The 17,904-nt window shown below is 55.3% G+C and carries 18 protein-coding genes; 8 read left to right on the forward strand and 10 right to left on the reverse strand.

Annotated features, from left to right (window positions below; all coding sequences use genetic code 11):
- The first annotated feature begins 78 nt into the window (after positions 1-78).
- Positions 79-666, forward strand: coding sequence for a general stress protein (locus NC979_RS00105; protein WP_190522600.1), 588 nt, complete (start codon positions 79-81; stop codon positions 664-666).
- Positions 667-885: 219 nt separating this feature from the next.
- Here NC979_RS00105 and NC979_RS00110 read toward each other — a convergent pair whose 3' ends face one another.
- Positions 886-1,443: a hypothetical protein gene (locus NC979_RS00110; RefSeq protein ID WP_190522602.1), complete on the reverse strand. Its 558-nt coding sequence runs from the start codon at positions 1,441-1,443 to the stop codon at positions 886-888.
- A gap of 234 nt (positions 1,444-1,677) precedes the next feature.
- Complete coding sequence (locus NC979_RS00115; protein ID WP_190522604.1) at positions 1,678-2,538, reverse strand: DUF6559 family protein; 861 nt, start codon at positions 2,536-2,538, stop codon at positions 1,678-1,680.
- A gap of 383 nt (positions 2,539-2,921) precedes the next feature.
- On the opposite strand from NC979_RS00115, the gene NC979_RS00120 reads away from it, so the two are divergent.
- Positions 2,922-3,584 (forward strand): DUF938 domain-containing protein, encoded by a 663-nt coding sequence (locus NC979_RS00120; RefSeq protein ID WP_190522606.1) that lies wholly within the window; start codon positions 2,922-2,924, stop codon positions 3,582-3,584.
- 37 nt (positions 3,585-3,621) lie between these two features.
- Complete coding sequence (locus NC979_RS00125) at positions 3,622-3,927, forward strand: hypothetical protein (RefSeq protein WP_190522608.1); 306 nt, start codon at positions 3,622-3,624, stop codon at positions 3,925-3,927.
- Between the two features lie 86 nt (positions 3,928-4,013).
- Here NC979_RS00125 and NC979_RS00130 read toward each other — a convergent pair whose 3' ends face one another.
- The gene (locus NC979_RS00130) at positions 4,014-4,196 is read right to left on the reverse strand and encodes a hypothetical protein (RefSeq protein ID WP_190522610.1); all 183 of its coding nucleotides are present in this window, start codon (positions 4,194-4,196) and stop codon (positions 4,014-4,016) included.
- Positions 4,197-4,419: 223 nt separating this feature from the next.
- On the opposite strand from NC979_RS00130, the gene NC979_RS00135 reads away from it, so the two are divergent.
- The gene (locus tag NC979_RS00135) at positions 4,420-5,529 is read left to right on the forward strand and encodes an extracellular solute-binding protein (protein ID WP_190522612.1); all 1,110 of its coding nucleotides are present in this window, start codon (positions 4,420-4,422) and stop codon (positions 5,527-5,529) included.
- Positions 5,530-5,579: 50 nt separating this feature from the next.
- Here the strand turns inward: NC979_RS00135 and NC979_RS00140 are convergent, their stop codons facing one another.
- From NC979_RS00140 to NC979_RS00150, 3 genes are all read right to left on the reverse strand, one after another.
- Positions 5,580-6,425, reverse strand: a complete 846-nt coding sequence (locus tag NC979_RS00140) for a hypothetical protein (RefSeq protein ID WP_190522613.1) — start codon at positions 6,423-6,425, stop codon at positions 5,580-5,582.
- Positions 6,426-6,448: 23 nt separating this feature from the next.
- Positions 6,449-9,103 (reverse strand): TIGR03960 family B12-binding radical SAM protein, encoded by a 2,655-nt coding sequence (locus tag NC979_RS00145; RefSeq protein ID WP_190522615.1) that lies wholly within the window; start codon positions 9,101-9,103, stop codon positions 6,449-6,451.
- Positions 9,104-9,180: 77 nt separating this feature from the next.
- On the reverse strand, positions 9,181-9,489 hold the full coding sequence (locus NC979_RS00150) for an STAS domain-containing protein (RefSeq protein WP_242024162.1): 309 nt from the start codon (positions 9,487-9,489) through the stop codon (positions 9,181-9,183).
- Positions 9,490-9,814: 325 nt separating this feature from the next.
- Here NC979_RS00150 and NC979_RS00155 point away from each other — a divergent pair, with 325 nt between their 5' ends.
- Complete coding sequence (locus tag NC979_RS00155; RefSeq protein ID WP_190522619.1) at positions 9,815-10,048, forward strand: hypothetical protein; 234 nt, start codon at positions 9,815-9,817, stop codon at positions 10,046-10,048.
- 138 nt (positions 10,049-10,186) lie between these two features.
- Here the strand turns inward: NC979_RS00155 and NC979_RS00160 are convergent, their stop codons facing one another.
- Positions 10,187-10,585, reverse strand: coding sequence for a hypothetical protein (locus tag NC979_RS00160; RefSeq protein ID WP_190522620.1), 399 nt, complete (start codon positions 10,583-10,585; stop codon positions 10,187-10,189).
- 322 nt (positions 10,586-10,907) lie between these two features.
- Between NC979_RS00160 and clpS the strand changes: the two genes are divergently transcribed.
- On the forward strand, positions 10,908-11,195 hold the full coding sequence (gene clpS, locus NC979_RS00165; protein WP_190522622.1) for an ATP-dependent Clp protease adapter ClpS: 288 nt from the start codon (positions 10,908-10,910) through the stop codon (positions 11,193-11,195).
- The gene (locus tag NC979_RS00170; RefSeq protein WP_190522624.1) at positions 11,188-12,060 is read left to right on the forward strand and encodes a CPBP family intramembrane glutamic endopeptidase; all 873 of its coding nucleotides are present in this window, start codon (positions 11,188-11,190) and stop codon (positions 12,058-12,060) included. Before clpS ends, NC979_RS00170 begins: the two co-directional genes overlap by 8 nt.
- Here the strand turns inward: NC979_RS00170 and ppk1 are convergent.
- Together ppk1 and NC979_RS00180 are read right to left on the reverse strand one after the other, a co-directional pair.
- Entirely contained in the window at positions 12,049-14,217 is a 2,169-nt protein-coding gene (gene ppk1, locus NC979_RS00175; RefSeq protein ID WP_190522626.1) for a polyphosphate kinase 1, read from the reverse strand. The two genes, NC979_RS00170 and ppk1, sit on opposite strands and share 12 nt — an antisense overlap.
- Positions 14,218-14,460: 243 nt before the next feature.
- Positions 14,461-16,122, reverse strand: coding sequence for a mechanosensitive ion channel (locus NC979_RS00180; RefSeq protein WP_190522628.1), 1,662 nt, complete (start codon positions 16,120-16,122; stop codon positions 14,461-14,463).
- Positions 16,123-16,364: 242 nt separating this feature from the next.
- Here NC979_RS00180 and NC979_RS00185 point away from each other — a divergent pair, with 242 nt between their 5' ends.
- A complete protein-coding gene (locus NC979_RS00185) occupies positions 16,365-16,820 on the forward strand; it encodes an SRPBCC family protein (RefSeq protein WP_190522629.1) in 456 nt (151 codons plus the stop codon).
- Positions 16,821-16,914: 94 nt separating this feature from the next.
- Here NC979_RS00185 and NC979_RS00190 read toward each other — a convergent pair whose 3' ends face one another.
- A complete protein-coding gene (locus NC979_RS00190; RefSeq protein ID WP_190522632.1) occupies positions 16,915-17,364 on the reverse strand; it encodes an RNA recognition motif domain-containing protein in 450 nt (149 codons plus the stop codon).
- Between the last annotated feature and the right edge of the window lie 540 nt (positions 17,365-17,904).

The raw sequence follows: 17,904 nt of genomic DNA on the forward strand, positions 1-17,904 counted from the left end.
TTAGCAACCATAGAGTAGGCAAGCAGTGGCGTATGCCACGGGCTTTGCCGACTGCAATCCTCACTGGAATAAATTTTTATGGGAACGACTGATAGTCAATCTACTCGACACAGCCGTGCCGTTGGCCTGTTTTCGACTCGGCAGGAGGCTGAGCAAGCCCTGCACCAGCTACGCGATTCAGGCTTTCAAATGGACCGCGTTTCAGTGGTGGCTAAATCTGGAGAAGGGTTGAATGATCTAACCACCGATGGAGACTTCGACCCCGATAAGACCAAGGCTGAGCAGACTCAAGACGGTGCTGGTGCTGGTGCAACGGCCGGTGCCGTGACCGGCGGTGCCGTCGGTCTAATTGGTAGCTTGGGTGTGTTGGCTATTCCTGGTGTGGGGCCACTTGCGGGGGCGGGCATCTTGCTTGCCAACACGCTCTTAGGTAGCGGTATTGGTGCAGCCAGCGGTGGCTTACTTGGTGGGCTCATTGGCTGGGGCGTACCCGAAGACCGCGCCAACTACTACAACGATCGCGTCTATAACAACGACGATTACTTAGTGTTGGTAGAAGGCAGCGAGCAAGAGATTCAGGCCGCTGAATCGGTATTGAGTCAAAACGGCATTCGTGACTGGGGTGTCTATGGCGCTACCGGCTCTCCTGTCTACACAGGTAGCTAATAACAGCTGTTTAGTCAGAGCTTAAGATTGAGGGCGCAGCTTGGCTAAGCCCTCTTTTTCATCGGCCATTAAGAATTTAAGCCGCATGACGGTACAAGGTGTGCGGCAGCAACAACCTCGCACTTCTACTAACAACTTTTGCTCTGTTCGCACGAGCGTGGTGTGAGCTAGCTCTGACCGTAACACTCATACTGATAGCTTGAAAACCGTGCATGGATCTCAACCATAACCATGCAGCAGTGGCTTTCGCTCTGAGAGGGGTTCCGCCTGACTGAGGGGAGTTAGCACAAACAGGTGGTTAGGTTTAGCCGACTCTTCAAGCTCCTCTTCAGTACACCCAATAAGGCTGTAAATACTCACAATGTATTCGCCGGGGGGAACATCGAGTAGCGCTCCCGGCTCCTCATTGGGGTCGAAGTCAGGGGAAAGCCGGAAATTGCCATAGCCTTCAATCGCCAGTTTTCCAGAGGGTAGATTGAGATAGGCACGTTGTACGTGGGGGTAGATACCCACAGCCTCACGCTCTTGGTCGTTCAAAGGGTTTCCTATGGCTACTTCGAGGGCCATCTCGTCGTCTTGACGCAGTTCATAAGCGACTAGAAGACCTTTCTCTGCGACCTCAAAAAGCTCAGAATTAATGTCGCTGTTACCGTACCCTTCAAGAATGGAGGGATTAATGGCTTTTATGGCTTCTTGGTTTTGATCGTCATATAGAAAAATGACGAGGCCATCGTTGTAGAACTGAGCTGTTAGGGAGTCAAGACGAACCGTTTTCATGGCACCTGGACCGCGAGATGAAAAGTACAGAGAGCTGTAGCACCTTTAAAGATGCCCAAGTGGCCCCTTATCTACAAATTAGAAGACAAAGGTTGCCAAGCCATTCGATTCACGTAAGGCATAGCCCGGTTGCTGAAGCGCGTGAGGTAGGTGGCTGAGAAGTTGTTGAGTTCTCTTCGTCAACCCAATGTACGAACTACTAACTCGTTAAAGCAGTTGTAGAGCATAGGCAATTTAGTCACTCCCACTAGAAGAATCACCTCCACCACTATCAAAATTATTCCCACCACTAAAATCGCTTCCATTAGCAAAATTAAGTGAGTCAGGCCACCATGAGCCACTATCTCCCACATCCTTAGCACTGTCGATGCGATCGCTAAGGTCAATCACATCACAAGCATCGAATGTGGTGCTACCCTGAAAAATGGAATAAAAGGAATTAGAGATTTCACTACGCATTGAATTGTAGTCACATGATTCACCTATGGTTCTGTGGTAGTCCACAAAATCATCATGTGAGCAATAGATTGCAAATGCATAACAGTCATAGCCTGAACTGTAGCGACTATTGCTGACAGCCTGCTTAACCTGATAAGGAGTATATTTCTTCTGAACTCCATAGCGTTTGCGGAGTTCGGGGCCGATATACTTTATGTGTCTGTGAATTGCGAGATTTTTTGTATTTTTCTCAATTACGTCAGATACATTAAATGTAGTATCTGTACTAAACAAGCAATAGCTAATCTCGCGTCGCATCATTTCATAGTTATAGCGTTTCCGTGCCGGCCGATAATAGTTTATAAAATCAGCATAAGCACAAAACATCGCTAATCCATAATAGTCATACCCAGTGCTGTAGCCCCATTCTCTTATGATTCTCTGCACCTGAGCAGGAGTATAGTTCTCTTGTATTCCATAGCGGGCACGGAGTAATCTACTAACACGCTTAGCATATGTACGAATTGCAATGCGCTTTTTCCGAGCTCGGAACGATCGTCTAATTAGTTCGATAGGCAACGTAACAGTAGCAGCACATGCTGTAATAAGCCCAACCTTAGCTAGGATGTTCACGGCTTCTTGCGACATATCAAACATCGACTGCCTTCCGCGTACTATCAGGTTATACACCGATCCAATTGTTGATTCCAGAGCATGCCTTGGAAGAGAACATTTACAGGTTGGCATTACGTAATGATTCGTGAGATTAACCGAGCACAGTGGAACTCAGTAGTCTCACGGCTGTTGAGTTCCGCTTTACTCAACCTTTGGCATTTGTAGAGCTATGGCCCTAGGAGCAGGGCCGCTGCTTAGCTTTGCAACAGCGTTTTTGTGATCGCAAACTCAACTCGATCGCCTCATGACGCTGTTGCCCATGGTCGTAGTGTCACAGCCGTCCATCTCAACAGAATTATTATTTCCTGTAACGCCGTTGCCACCGCTTACAATCAGGCGTTAAGCGCTATACCTCCCCCCTTGCCATGACCACCTCGCCCGATGCCCGCCGCTACGCCCCCGCGACCGATCGCAACCGCGAGCCGATCTTAGCGGTGCTCCAGCGAGTGCTGCCCCCCACCGGCACCGTGCTCGAAGTGTCGAGCGGTACCGGGGAGCACGCCGTGTTCTTTGCGCCTCACCTCGCGCCTCGGCAGTGGTTGCCCTCAGACCTCGACCACAATGCCCGCGCCAGTATCGCCGCTTGGCGAGAAGCCGTTCCTGCCGAAAATCTGCACGCGCCCATCGCGTTAGATGCGGCTGCCCCCTTGTGGCCAGTCGAATCTGAAAATTTTAGCGATGTGCTCTCAGATCTCGACTTGCAGCAGCACCCAATCACCGCCCTGGTCAACATCAACATGATTCACATTGCTCCCTGGGCCGCCTGCCTGGGGCTGCTGGCGGCAGCGGGGCGAATTTTGCCGCCCGGCGGTATTTTGTATCTTTACGGACCTTATCAGCAGAACGGGCAGCATACCGCCCCCAGCAGCGCGGCGTTCGACGCCAGCTTGCAGGCCCAAAACCCTGAGTGGGGCGTACGCGACTTAGACGCGGTGGTAGCCGCCGCCAAAGTCTATGGGTTGGCACTAGTCGAAACCATCGCCATGCCTGCCAACAATCTTTCGGTGGTGTTCAGGGCGATCGGTTAGCCTGATGGCCGCTTCGCTAAGGCTGTTTCGTTAGACTGTGGCTAACCTGCGTTCTGAGGTCGCCATGATTGTCAGCAGCCTTCAGTTTTTAACCAGCGATGTTACCTATCACGATCTAGCCCTGCGTTGCCAAGAGTATCTGCACTACCAGCAACGGGGCTGGGCCGACCAGCGCGAGCTGGCCGAAGACATGCTGTTTAATCTGCTAGTGGAATATTTGGTTAGCGCTGGGCAACCACGCGCCGCCGCTGAGCAGTTCTGCACCGATAGCGATAACCTGACCGAGCTGGCAATGCGAATCTCGTCCACCTTGGGCCAGCCCGCCAGCAAAAGCTACCGCTAGCTTGTGGTTGCTTCCCACTACGGTATGATTCTGCGCTGTGGGCTAGCTTCCAAAATACTTCTCAGCGTATTCACCACCTCTCTAGCTTAGAAAGATTCCGTCACCTGCAACCAGTCGAGCTTGAGCCACAGGTCTGGGCAGTCGAGGGTGAGTTGCTTGATTGCGATCGCAGGCACCAAGGGCTTGTGCTGGATGTAGGAAACAGCAATCTGTTCCAGAATCACGGGCAGCCTCAACGTCACCGAGCGTAGTTTGCGCAGGGGACTCATGCGAAGTAAAAGGTTGACTAGAGATCACAGTGCTCTAAGGAATCTGCTGGCTGTGAAGGAAAAAGTACACTAGCCGAGCCAGGCTGAGACCGATAAACGATACCAAGATAATGGTGATCGAGACATTGACGACGTTGCGAACGGCTTTCATGGGCGTAGACTAAAGCGCTATGGTTTAGATCAGTATTCTCCCTTGGCAAAGGGGCGCGGGGGTCAAATGCTCATGAATCGTCGCAGCTTTTTGGTGGGGGCCAGTGGGGTGACCCTGGCTACGCTGCTGGCCGGTTGCCAGCGGTCCAGTGCTGCTAACCTGCGCCTGGCTATGGTGCCCAACTCGGTGCCCGCTCAGCTGCTCAAAGCGTTTCAGCAGCTGCCGGAGCGGGGCAGCAGTGTGGCCGTGACGCCGCAGGATTCGCTGCTGAAGTTGTATAGTCTGCTGCAAGACTGGCACGGCGAGGGGAATGAATCGACACCAAGGGCCGACTGGGTGAGTTTGGCCGACTATTGGCTTGCCTCCGCCATTCGCCAGGAGCTGGTGCAGCCGATTGAGGTGACGTCAATTTCTCGCTGGGGGGACCTGAATCAGGTCTGGCTCGATCTGGTGCGGCGCGATCGCACCGGCACCCCCAGCCTCGAGGGCAGCATCTGGGCTGTGCCCTACCGCTGGAGCCACCTGGTGCTGCTCTACGACCCCTCTCGTTTGCCCCGCCAAGCAGCTCAGCTTAAGACCTGGGCTGACTTGCTGCGGCCTGAACTGACGCGCCGCCTGGTGCTGCCTGACCATCCCCGTCTGGTGCTGGGGCTAGCTCAAAAGGCTTTGAAGGCCTCGGCTAACGGTGCAGACCCGGCCGCTGTTGCAGGCCTAAACGCCTTTTTAGCCAAGCTGCACCAGCAGGTTCGAGTCTACGACTCTAATTACTACCTTGAGAGTTTGATTGTTGGCGATGCGACCGCCGTCGTTGGTTGGTCAGACGATGTACTGCCGCTGCTGCGCCAGTATCGCCATTTAGCCGTCGCGGTGCCCCCTGATGGAACGCTGCTGAGTGCCCAACTCTGGGTACGGCCCCAGGCGGTGCCTGCCCCTGCTCCGGCTGCTACCGAATGGCTCAATTTTTGTTTAGGGGATGACTTTGCCACCCAGCTCGCCATCTTTGGCCACACCACCTCGCCGCTGCTGTGGGGGGTTGACCCGCAGCAGCGGCCCGAGCCCCTGCAAACACCGCCAGAGATCGTGCTGACTCCGGCGATCGCCGACCAGAGCGAGTTTCTACTTCCCCTCAAGGCCGAAGCGGAGGACCGCTACGGTCGTTTGTGGCAAAGCTTACGCGCCTAGCTCAGAATGTTCAGGCCAACGATAACTCCATCCTGAGGGTAGCTAGCCTTCTATGGACTTTCGCTGGGCTCCAAGGCCTGGGCCGTGGGGGTGGGCTGGTAACGGCGCTCTCCCTCTGCCAACAGGTTGCGCTGAAGCTGCACAATTAATGACGAGTCTAGATTGGCCGAGCAGGCAGACACGCTATTTTCAGAGTCTAAGGGCAGCCCCGACTGGTCGACAAAATCACAGGCGTAGAGCCCAACCATCCGTGAGGTGCGAGGATTGCCCTGGAAGAAGCGGAGGTTGTGTCCAAAGTCGCGGGCCGCCGTGCCGAACTGGTTGAGCACAGCGTAGCGCTCGTTGTAGGTCAGCACCGACCACATTTGGGGGTTCACCATTACGTCGACCACCGTCGTGCCTGAGTCTTCAATCTGGTAAGAAATCCAAGATTCCACTAGGCGACGCCCGCCTAGATGCGACGTCAGCGAGTCACGATTCCACCACAGACTGGGCAGGGTCATAGTGGTAGGAGAGGCCCGACGGCTGTCGCTAGACAGTGAGCCATCGACAATGCGATCGGTAAAGTCGTCGCCGTTGCCCAAGGTCGCAGTGGGAAACACCAGCAGCTGACAAAATGTTTGGTTAAGTTCGGTCGATCGCCCCGGCCAGTAGGCGGTGAGCAGTTCGTCTGGGCAGCAGGCTGCGTCAATGATGGCCACTTCCTCGCTACCCTGAACGGCGCAGGCTTCCGACGACTGTGCTTGGGAACGGCTGGCACCTCCTATCATCAGCAGGCCTGCTCCAGCGATCGCCAGCCAGAGCTGCCGAAACCTCCTCGACTGGGGCTGGACCCTAGAGTCCCAGATTTGCCCCTTCACTGATACCCGTGGTGAATGGCCTGGTGCTCCGTCCATGGTTGTGTCCCCTCAGGGTTTTTCTAAAGAAAAATGAGTCGGCTGCGATGCACGTGCTGTAGCGCTAGTGGCTGGTTGGCTACCTTCTCTACCATGGAGACGACGTGCTCTGGGCGCAGCAGGTTCCCGTCGTTGCGACAGTGGCCTACGGCTCTGAGCCAGACTCCAAGACTATCTTTAGGATACTCCAAACCCCCGGGTAGAGGGTGGTCTGGGCTAACCACCGCTAGCTCATGCAAGCGCTCTCGCAAGTTGATGAGTTGCATATTTCCAGACTTGGTTTTCTTTTCCCAAGGCATTTCATCGAGGGCGAGGACGCTCTCAATCCAAGCCTCCCAGTCTGGAGATGCTGCGCCGACGTCTTCTAAACTTACGTACAGGTAGTATTCGGCTTGGTCAAGGAGCTTAGTCGCAGAAGGCTCATCCAGGGGTACCTCAGCGACGGTGTAGAGCGGAATCTCCGGCGGCAGTTGAGCCCCAAGCCGCTGAAGAAAGTCGGCGGGGGCGATCGCCTGAGTCAGCTCAAAATCCACCACTTCGCCGCTGCTGGTGGCGCCTAGAGGGAGCGCATTGGCAGGCGACAGGCGCGGCCCTGGATGGAAACCGCCAGTAAAGGCGATAGGCAGTCCGGCCCGCCGCAGAGCGCGATCGAACAGGCGCACCATGTCTAGGTGGCCTAGTAGAGCCATCGACCCCAGCTTGCCTAGGGTCACCCGCAGGCGCTGCACTCGCTCAGAGCTGGGTTGGCCGTGGCCAAGGAAAGCGGGAATTGGCGGCGGCGGCACCACTACATTGTGGCCAAAATCGGGGCCGCAGACGCCGCAGTGGCTACAGCCCTCAAAGGAGCAGTCGGGGACTGTGGCCGCCTCTAGGGCGCGGAGCAAGTCGTCTTTGAGCCAGGCTTTGTCGATGCCAGTATCCACGTGATCCCAGGGCAAGGGGGTGTCAAGGCTGGGGCGGTCGTCCCCGACATCGGTCACATCGGTGTCCATCACGTTCCATTCGCCCTGATCGACCTTCCGGTACTTCCAGGTCAGATCGGCTTCGTCAATGGCTTGGGTCCAGGCTTTAAAGGCATTCTCTAGGCTCTCCCACCAGCTGTCCATGCCGGCCCCTAGTTCCCAGGCGCGGCGCACCACGGCGGCCAGGCGGCGATCGCCCCGGCCCACAAAGTCTTCCATCGCCGAGATGCGCACGTCGGTAAAGTTGACTTTGGCCCAGCGCAGGGTCCGAAATTCTTCCCGCAGCAGCCGCTGCTTGCGACGAAACTCCTCCGTCGAGACCGAGTGCCACTGAAACGGGGTGTGGGGTTTCGGGGTGAAGTTAGAAATGGTGATATTAAAGGCTAGAGGACGTCGTCCTGGCTGGGTACAGGCCTGGCGAAGCCAGCGCACGGTCTCGGCAATGCCTAACACATCAGTATCGGTCTCACCGGGTAGGCCGATCATAAAGTAGAGTTTGACCCGGCCCCAGCCCTGCTCGTGGGCGGTTTTGATGCCGCGCAGCAGCTCTTCGTTGGTCAGCCCTTTATTGATGATGTCGCGCATGCGCTGGGTGCCTGCCTCGGGAGCAAAGGTGAGCCCGGTGAGGCGGGTGCCGCCAATGATATTGGCAATGTTTTCATCGAAGCGATCGACCCGCTGGCTGGGCAGCGACAGCGAAATATTTTCGTCCTTGAGGCGGTTTTTAACCTCCACCCCCACCGCTGGCAGGGCTAGATAGTCAGAGCAGCTCAGCGACAGCAGCGAAAACTCGTCATAGCCGGTCTTGCGCATGCCGGTCTCAATGGCGTCGATGACGGCCTCTGGCTCCACATCCCGGGCCGGGCGTGTCAGCATACCTGGTTGGCAAAAGCGGCAGCCCCGAGTGCAGCCCCGCCGAATTTCTACCGTCAGGCGGTCGTGGACTGTTTCGACATAGGGCACTAGGCCCATAGCATAGGCGGGAATGGGGGTAGCCACCCGGCGCAGCACCCGTGCGGGTACGTCGGGCCGATTGGGATGCACCGAGCCATCGTCGGCCATGTCGTAAAACCGAGGCACGTAGACCCCTGGCACCTGGGCCAGATCGAGCAGTAGGGCCTCTCGGCTCAAGCCAGCGGCCTTGCCCTCTTCCATTACTAAGGCGATTTCGGGCAATAACTCCTCGCCGTCACCCAGGGCCACGAAGTCAAAGAAGTCGGCGTAGGGTTCGGGGTTAGAGGTGGCAGTTTGGCCACCAGCAAAAACTAACGGCCAGGAGCCTGCCTCGGGGGCAAAGGCTCTGGCCTGGTCGCGCTCCTGCCAGGTGAGCGGAATGCCTGACAGCGATAGCATTTCAAGAATATTTGTGGCCCCTAGCTCATAGCTGAGGCTAAAACCCAGAATGTCAAAATCGATCAGCGATCGCTGCGACTCGACCGCAAACAGGGGCGTCTGGGTAGCTTTGAGCTTAGCGGCTAGGTCAGGGGCCGGTAGGTAGGCACGATCGCACAGCTGCCGAGGTTGGGCATTTAAAATGCTGTAGAGAATGATGTGGCCCAGGTTAGAGGCCCCGACCTCGTAAACCTCAGGGTAAGTTAGCACCCAGCGCACGCTAGCCCCATCCCAGGGCTTGTGAGCAGCACCAAGCTCGTTACCCAGATAGCGACCTGGCCGAGAAACCTCAGCATTCACCAATGTGTTAATTGATACAGACACGATCTAGCTGCCCCAAACGCTCGCGAGCATGACCACCATACTATAGCGAGGCGGGGGTGAGCTGGCAGAGCCTGAAATTAAGCGGCTACCGGCAGCTCATCCACCATCTCAAAGGCGCGATCGAGCTGGGTAAGTTCAAACACAATGCGAATAGCCGGCGGCACAGAGCAGAGGCAGAGGCGCTTTTGTAGCTGACGAGCGTGCTTCAGTGCCGACACCAAAGAGATCAGCCCAGCACTATCAAGCGACTCGACTTGGCTCATGTCTACGAACAGGCCATCGGCCCGGTCAGACTGGATCTTCTGCATTAAAGACGAATGGAACTCATGGGCGTTAGACGCGTTGAGAGAGCCCTGGGCTTGAAAAATAGCCATTTCTTTAGTCATAGTCTGCATACTCGTACACTCCAAAATTATGGATAAAGTTAGAAACTATTAGGGCCAGCCTGCCATATGAAGACGATAATCGGAATCAGACCGGCCTGGGTATATCTAGGGACATAGTTGGTCGTATCTTGATATAGATTCAGACCTCATCAATTCTGTGCTTCCGTGAATCTACTGAACATATCCCCAATGGCTGAATCATTTTGTGATTTGAATCACGAATCAACGTGGTAGAGTGCACAACTTCTGCGGAGTATCATCACTGTCTGTAGCGTGGCCAAGCTCGACAATGGATAGTAACGAAATCACGCTCAGGTAATGGTTCATGGCCCCCACATTTTCCATTCGTCGACTGGTAGAAAAAGCACTCCACAGTGGGTTGCTGACCCCTGATATTGAGCAGGGTATTAACGCTGAACTGTCTCGCCTAGGCTATTTGCCCATTGGTGACTCCGAAGCTCTAGAGCTGCTCATGTACGAAATGGACGAAGGCCGCATTCGGCTGGTTCCGGGATTTGGGGTATACGGTGAGTCACTGCAGCACTCAGTATCTAGCTAGCTAGGAGCGAGCCGGTTGACCCTGGCTAGACCTAATAACCTACCCAGATGCACAGCATTTTCAGGTCACCTCGGGACTTTCCCTAGGGTGACCTCAGTATCTTTATGAAAGCTTTACAGAACCCGTCCGGATTGTTGCTTAGTCATGGAAGCTGCTTGGGTCTGAAGCTTGGCGATCGGCCCATAGCCACTGCACAAACTCGTTGACAGTTAAATGTCTGCGGTCAGAGTCTGGAGGTAATACGGATGCTGAGTTTGGGGATTTAGCCGAGAGGCTGGCTAGCAGCGGAATGACTTCGGTGTCTAAGGCCGGTTGCAGCTGCTCTAGAGGCCAGAGCATGTCGGGTACTGCTGGTTTGGTAGCTGTCAGACTTGTGGCGTCAAAGTCTGCTCCCAGGGCAATCATCTCGGTTTCGCTGACCAGCGCCAAAGGCCTTATCCAGCCGGTGGGGCGAAGTGCTAATACCTGAATGACTTCAGCATAAAGACGGGTTTGGCGGCACTCTAAGAATACGATTTGGCCTGTAACCAGAGTCATGAACGATCCAACAGGAAAACGAATGGGACAGTAGCGCCTGTCAACTGTCTCCTATGGTACCCATCGTATTGGTGCGATCGCTGGAATTTTTGAACAGGCTGAATGGTCACAACAATGGTTTCATTCTCTTTCACCAGACTAAATGTCAGACCATTGCTGAACTAAGTCATAGCCGTGAGCTGGGTAGGGCCGGGTTGAAATTTTTCAAGCCTACCTCTAGTGCCATGCTAAAACCATCGTGAAGTTTTATGATGGGAAAGTTGACCTGGGCAAGGATATTCTTGGAAATCTCTGCCTTGGAGCTTCGCAAGGAGGTATTACTGTGTCAGTTGAAACCATCGAGCGGACTACGACATCTACAGTGCGCAAGCCTGCGCCCCGCTACCGAGTGTTGCTTCACAACGACGCCTTCAACTCAATGGAGCATGTGGTGGAGTCACTGCTAAAGGTGGTGCCCAGTTTGACGATGCCTCAGGCTGTTGACATCATGATGCAGGCCCACACCGCTGGGGTAGCTTTGGTGATTACCTGTGCCCTCGAACATGCTGAGTTTTATAGCGAAGGACTGTGCAACCTAGGACTGACTAGCACTATCGAGCCAGATGAATAAGCTGTCTGGGGTTAAGCTGCCCTGGGCTAAGCTGGCCCACTACCCACCACTGGTGCGAGTAGTGGTCTTTTTGCTAATTGTGGTGGTGCTCTGGTTGCCCTTTGCTTTGCCGCTTTATGGCTTAGCTGCGCGTAGCCTGCTGCCGGGGGGCGATTTATTTCCTACTGCTTTGCTTTACGTTGTCTTTTTGCTGGTGCTGCCGCGCTGGGAACGGGCGGTGCACGCTGAAACGCAGCCTTGGACCAAAATTGGGTTTGCCGGCCGCCGAGAATTGGGCCAGGGCATGGCAACAGGTGCTTTGATCGGAGCAGTGAGCCTGGCACTACTGGCGGTAGTGCAGCTGGCTTTAGGCTGGGCCGTGCTGGACGCGGATGGTGCGCGGGGTGTCAGTCTGTTGCAAACAGCTCTAATTGGAGCTCTGGCTGCTACCGCTGTCGGTTGGTCGGAGGAGGTGTTGTTTCGAGGCTGGCTGCTGCGGGAGTTGGAGCAGAGTTGGTCGCCAGGTATAGCTTTGGGGGCAACTAGCCTAATTTTTGCGATCGCCCACTTCATCAAGCCCCTCGATGCGATTTTGGCCCTGCTGCCTCAGCTAGCAGGGCTTTTGCTGTTGGGTCTGGTGCTGGGCTGGGCCCGCCGAATACCCGTAGGACTCAACAAAACTGGGTTGGGCCATCCAGTAGGTCTCCACGCTGGTCTGGTGTGGGGCTACTATTTGCTTGAGGTGGGTAACTTACTTCAGCCCACTGGTGTCGTCCCCGACTGGGTAACTGGTTTGAACGGCAATCCCCTGGCCGGGCTACTGGGGCTAACGCTGCTGTCAGGGTTGGGGGTGGTAGTATTTCGCTGGAGTCATTCACCCCGCTAAAGATTTGCCCGCGTTGGCCATTAGCTGCTCCTGAACACTGCGGATTTTCTCGTCTTCCCTAGGGCGACGCTGGCGGTAGCTGCCGTCGGTCGCCAAATCCCAAGCCTGCCGGTTGTCTTCTAGGCACAGGTTGAGCACGGCCTTGAGCTCTGCTTGCAGCGCTGGGTCAGTAACGGGCGCCATCACCTCCACGCGGCGATCGAGGTTGCGCGGCATCCAGTCGGCGCTGCCCAGCAGCACAACCTCCTCTCCCCCCTGCTGAAAATACAAAATGCGAGAGTGCTCTAGGAACTGCCCTACGATGCTGATGACGCGAATATTGTCGCTCACCCCCGGCACCCCTGGCCGCAGGCAGCAGATGCCTCGCACAATCAAATCGATTGAGACCCCTGCCTGGGACGCCTGATAGAGTAGCGCAATTAAATCTGGGTCTACCAGAGAATTCATCTTGACGATGATGCGGCCCCCCTTGCCCTTTTTTTGGCAGGCTATTTCATGCTCGATCAGGCTCACTAATCGCTGGCGCAGGGTGAGGGGGGCAACGAGCAGCTGTCGGTAGACCTGCTGGCGAGAATAGCCAGTGAGATAGTTGAATATGTCAGAGATGTCGGCCCCTACATCCTCTCGGGCGCTGAGTAAACCGAGGTCAGTGTAGATCCTGGCGGTTTTGGGATTGTAGTTGCCGGTGCCGATGTGATAGTACCGACGGATGTGCTGTCCCTCCCGGCGCACCACCAGCGTGACTTTGCAGTGGGTTTTGAGGCCCACCAGGCCATAGACCACGTGCACGCCTGACTGTTCAAGCTTGCGGGCCCAGTTGATGTTATTTTCTTCGTCAAAGCGGGCCTTGATTTCGACCAAGACAGTCACCTGTTTACCGTTTTCTGCGGCAGAAATCAGGGAGCTGACAATGGGAGAATCGCCGGAGGTCCGGTACAACGTCATCTTGATGGCCAGCACTTGGGGGTCGTGGGCTGCCTGAGTGATAAATCGTTGCACCGTCGCTGAAAACGAGTGATAGGGATGGTGGACAAGCTGCTCTTGACACCGCAGCAGCGAGAATAGCTCTTCGGCGGTTTCAAGGGTCGTGTCGTCGTCATCGACCCCTGGCGGGCTGAGGCGCTCTAGGGCAGGAGGCACAGCGGCTGTCCAACTGGGGGCTTTAAGGTTGGGCAGGGGAAGAGCCATGAAGGTCATGAGATCTCCTAGCCCCAGCAACCCGTCGACGTTGTACACATCGGTTTCGGCCAGGCCCAGTTCTTCTGTCAGCATCGCGCGCACCGGGCCTGAGGTGTCCCGCTGAATTTCCATGCGTACCGCCGAGCCGCCCCAGCGACGCTTACGCAGTTCTTGTTCAACGGCGAGCATCAAATCGTCGGCTTCGTCTTCCTCGACGGCCAGATCGGCGTCGCGGGTAATGCGAAAGCAGGAGTGTTCCTGCACCACCATGCCTGGGAAAAGCGCGGACAGATTGGCGGCAATGATCTGTTCGAGGGGTACCCCCAACCAGCGATAGGTTTTGCCGTCGGGTTCTTCACCCTGGGGTTCTGGTAAGGGAATAAACCGGGGTAGCACTCGAGGGACTTTAATTCGGGCAAAGTGAGGCTGTTGGGTACGAGGGTCTCTCACCACAACGGCCAGGTTTAGGCTGAGGTTCGAAATGTACGGAAATGGATGTCCTGGATCGACGGCCAAGGGGGTTAAAACCGGGAAAACTTGCTCTTCAAAGTAGTCGCGGCAGTAGGTTTGCTGGGCCGCTGACAGCTCTTCATAGTCGAGTAGCCAAATCCCCTGGTCGGCCATCTGCTGCCTCAAGTCAGTGTTGAAGGCCCGATGCTGCTGTTCGACAATAGGGCGCAGCGTGGCGCTGATATCGTTGAGGTGCTCCTGGGGCGATCGCCCATCGGGCGATCGCCGGGTGACCTGGGCCTCGATCCGCTGCTTGAGGGCCGCTACCCGCACCATAAAGTATTCGTCTAGGTTGTTGCTAAAAATTGCTAAAAACTTCAGCGCTTCTAACAGTGGAGTGCGCTCGTCTAGTCCTTCGTGGAGCACCCGCCGGTTGAACTCTATCCAGCTCAGCTCGCGGCTAATGTAGTACTGAGGGTCGCTGAGATTGGCCTCTGGTTTGCTACTGCGCCGCTCTACCGTGGCCATTGTTTTAAGACTCCCCTAAAAATGACTCCCGGTTACCCCATTCGGGGTTTTCCTATTCCGGTTATTTGGTATCTAGACCTATGGATTGGACCTGGTCTTAGCTGTCCATAGATACCACTAGCTCTGGGTTACAACCCCTAAACCGGTTTGTTAAGGCCGAGTTAATCATACTAACGCGGCAACCGGCCGGAGGGGTCAACCCTCCGGCCGGTTGCCGGTGCTCTTAGGGGTTAGTTAGAGCGATTATTGGCGTTGTTTAAAGGAAGATAGCCACTCCCGCAGCTGGTCAGCGGCAACGTCGCGCCCACCCAGACCGAAGGCGATCGCGATCGCCACTGCGATCGCACCCAGCAGTAGCCCAAAGGCTAAGTTGACGATGTCAGGAGCCACTCCCATCTGCTGTAGGGCCATAGCTCCTACAAAAATCAAGATGGCGATGCGAGCCGCTTGGGCCAGTACCCTTGCCTGTCCAGTGCCCATGGCGTTGACCAGGCGAAAGGCCAAATTGGCCAGGTAGAGGCCTACCGCAAATACCACTACGCCACTGAGCACCCGGGCTCCAATGCGCAGAATTGCCCGCACAATCTCCGTTAGACCGGCGAAATTGAGAATTTCTGTGGCGGTCACGGCCCCAAACAGCACGATCGCCACCAGGGTGATAATGCCAACGATCTCCGAAGGGGTGCGGCTTGGGGTCTGCACCATAGCCATGGGACGGCCTTCGGCGTCGAGCCCAGACTGTACCGTAGCTCCTGTGCCCAGATTTAACTCTGGTAGCCCCAAAATGCCCAATATGTTGTCAAACCCAGCTCCCCGCAGCAAGCTCGTGACCAGGTCAGCCACAAAGCGCCCTACAAAGTAGGCAGCGGCAATCACAACCCCAGCCATAATCACTTGAGGAATCGCGGTCAAAATCTGCTCCAGCATCCCAATGGCGGGAGCCGAAATAGCCTCAATATCAAGCTCGTTGAGGGCGGCTACCACAGCGGGGATGAGCACCAGCACGTAGGCTAAGGTGCCAGCTAGACTGGCGAGGGAAACACCCCCTGTCGCGCTGCTTTGCAGCCCCATTCGGCGACCCAGCTGGTCGACCCCAGCAGCCAGCAGCAGATTGGTCACCACGCCGCGCACAATCCGAGCAATCACCCAGCCAATAGCTAGGACAATTCCAGCGGTGACAATGCGGGGAATAGCTTGGAGGAAAGAATTAATTAACCCTTCCACCGGAGCCAGCAGCCCGGGCAGCTGCAGGGCGCTCAAAATTAGCGGAATAAATAGCAGCAGAATAAACCAGTACAGCACGTTGCCGATGGTTTCATTCAGCACGACCGGGGAACTGCCTTGGTCCATGCCAGTCTGCTGGGCCAGGCGGTCATCTAAGTTGAATCGACCTAGGCCATTGACAACGAGCGATCGCACCAGAGTCGCCGCCAGCCAGGCCACCCCTAGCAGCAGCAGCGCGCCACCAATGCGGGGTATGTAGAGAAAGATTTGGTCGAGAAAATTGTTGAGCGGGGCCGACACCCCGGCCAAGTTAAGGGCGTTGAGCGACGCCACAATGGCGAACAGAAAAATCACCCAATACACGAGGGTCGATACCCACTTCTCAATGGGTATCGACTGATCCGGCGAGCGACCCAAAGCCCAGTTGGCAAGGCGGTTATCCAGGTCGGTACGCCGCAGTAGACTGCGCACCACCAAGGCTGCCACTGTAGCTATAAGCCAGCCCAGCAGCAGCAGCGCGATCGCCCCAATTAAGCTGGGCAAAAATCGCCCCAGTTGCCCAGAAGCCTCTTGCACAAAGCGGCTGGAAGACTCCACAGGGCCAGTTAGCGGCTCAGAGTTGGTAGGTTGAACTCCAGGCTCAGTCACCTGGAGCAGTGTTAGAGAGAAAAAATCAATCATGATCCTTGTAGTTGGGAGCATCCTGAAAGAGCACCGTGCAGGGGGCCGTTGCGCGACCTCGACTGTTAGCCATTCACTACAGGCAAATAAACTGATAGCCAAATCATGTCATTCCATGAACCAGCGTTTCAGCTTAAAAACGAGACCGCCCAGGGCAGTTGCGATGGAAACTCCCCAAAAATACAAGTTTTTGAGGATTTTGGTACCTACACTCGGGCTGATTTTCTCAGGAGTCCGTCAAGATGTCTACTCGCCGCGTCATTGAGCACAGCATTTCCATCACCGCTAGCGCCAGCCAGGTCGAACAGTGTTTAACTCGCCAAGACCTGATGCACCGCTGGCTCAACCCGGCCCTACGTTGCGACCCCATCGGCGACTGGAGCACCGATCTGGGAGCCAAAAGCCGATTTGTGATTCAGGTGCCGCTATGGCAGCCTGCGTTGATCAGTACCGTAGTTGAGCGTCAACCAGGGCTGATTGTGTGGGCGTTTGAAGGATTTTTTGAGGGGCGCGATCACTGGGAATGCACCCCCGAACCAGCAGGCACCCGACTGCTAAATCGGTTTGAGTTTGAGATTCCTAACCCCATCGTACAAGCTGGATTTAACTGGTTTGCCGCCAGCTTGACTCAGCGAGACATGGCGGCTCAGCTGCGCCGCCTAAAACAGGTGGCTGAAACCCAGACCAATCGATGCTGATCGCGGTGTGGGCTACCGCCAACAAAAGAGGCCGTAGAGAGCTTTGTCTCTACGGCCTAGGCGTTACTAAGAATGGGACTACGTCTGGAGCAGTCTAGCTAGAGGTCGTTTGGGTCGCCAGCATCTGCTTAAGCTTCTCCAATTCGCCAGCCCAGCGAGGATCAGGCTGAACAGAGGCACTGCTGGTGGCCGCCGTCGCTGAGGTAGAGGCCTTGCGAGTGTTGCTTTTAGCCGGCCGCTTACCGGTTGATTCGCCGCCGCTGGGGCGAGCTTCCCCTTCACCCTCGGGCTTGGTGCGGGGTAGCGCCTTTTCAATTTTAATGGGCAATTCCGCGAGCATTTGGCCGTTTAGTTTTTCAACAATCTCATCGGCCTTTTCGTCGGTCTTTACGGTTACGAAGCCAAATCCCCGACATTTTCCGGTTTTTTTATCGGCAATCAGCTTGACAGAGACTAGGTCATCGTTGAAGTCGGCAAAAACGTTTTCAAACTCCTGCCGCTCTAGATCCTTAGAAAGGTTACCGACGTAAAGGCGAATTGACATTTGATATACCTCTGGTGTTCTAAAACAAAGGGCCAAAATCGAAATCGATGACTTGCCAAGTGAAGTTTGAATAGCAAGTCAACCGCCACCTTTGACAACCCTATTCACACAATCAATTTCTATCAGGATTACAGATTTTGCTCCAAAAAGCCCAATAAAGTCGTGTTAAAACGTCAAATCTAAATCCTGTATCAACTTAACAAATTCTTGCTCAGTGCGATCGCCCCTAGGCTCTAATCTATCGTTGGGAATAATCTTAAAACCCCAAACCTTAGGAAATGATCGCAACTGTCGCCCTGGAAAGAAACGACTTATCAAACTCTGCAAGTCTCCCAGAAGCTACCTACCTCAATCATCTTCCAAAGGAAAGATCTAACCTGCGTAGACCATGAACTAGGTCCTTGGTTGATGAAATGCTAGCGCTCCATCCCTCTCTACAATTATCTATTACCGTAACACGTCAGAGCCCCGCGACTGGCGCCACTGCTAACCAAAATTGGTTCCAAATAAAAACCAGCCGACGAGGGCTGGTTCATTTGC

The sequence above is a fragment of the Leptolyngbya subtilissima AS-A7 genome (assembly GCF_039962255.1).
Lineage (GTDB): Bacteria > Cyanobacteriota > Cyanobacteriia > Phormidesmidales > Phormidesmidaceae > Nodosilinea.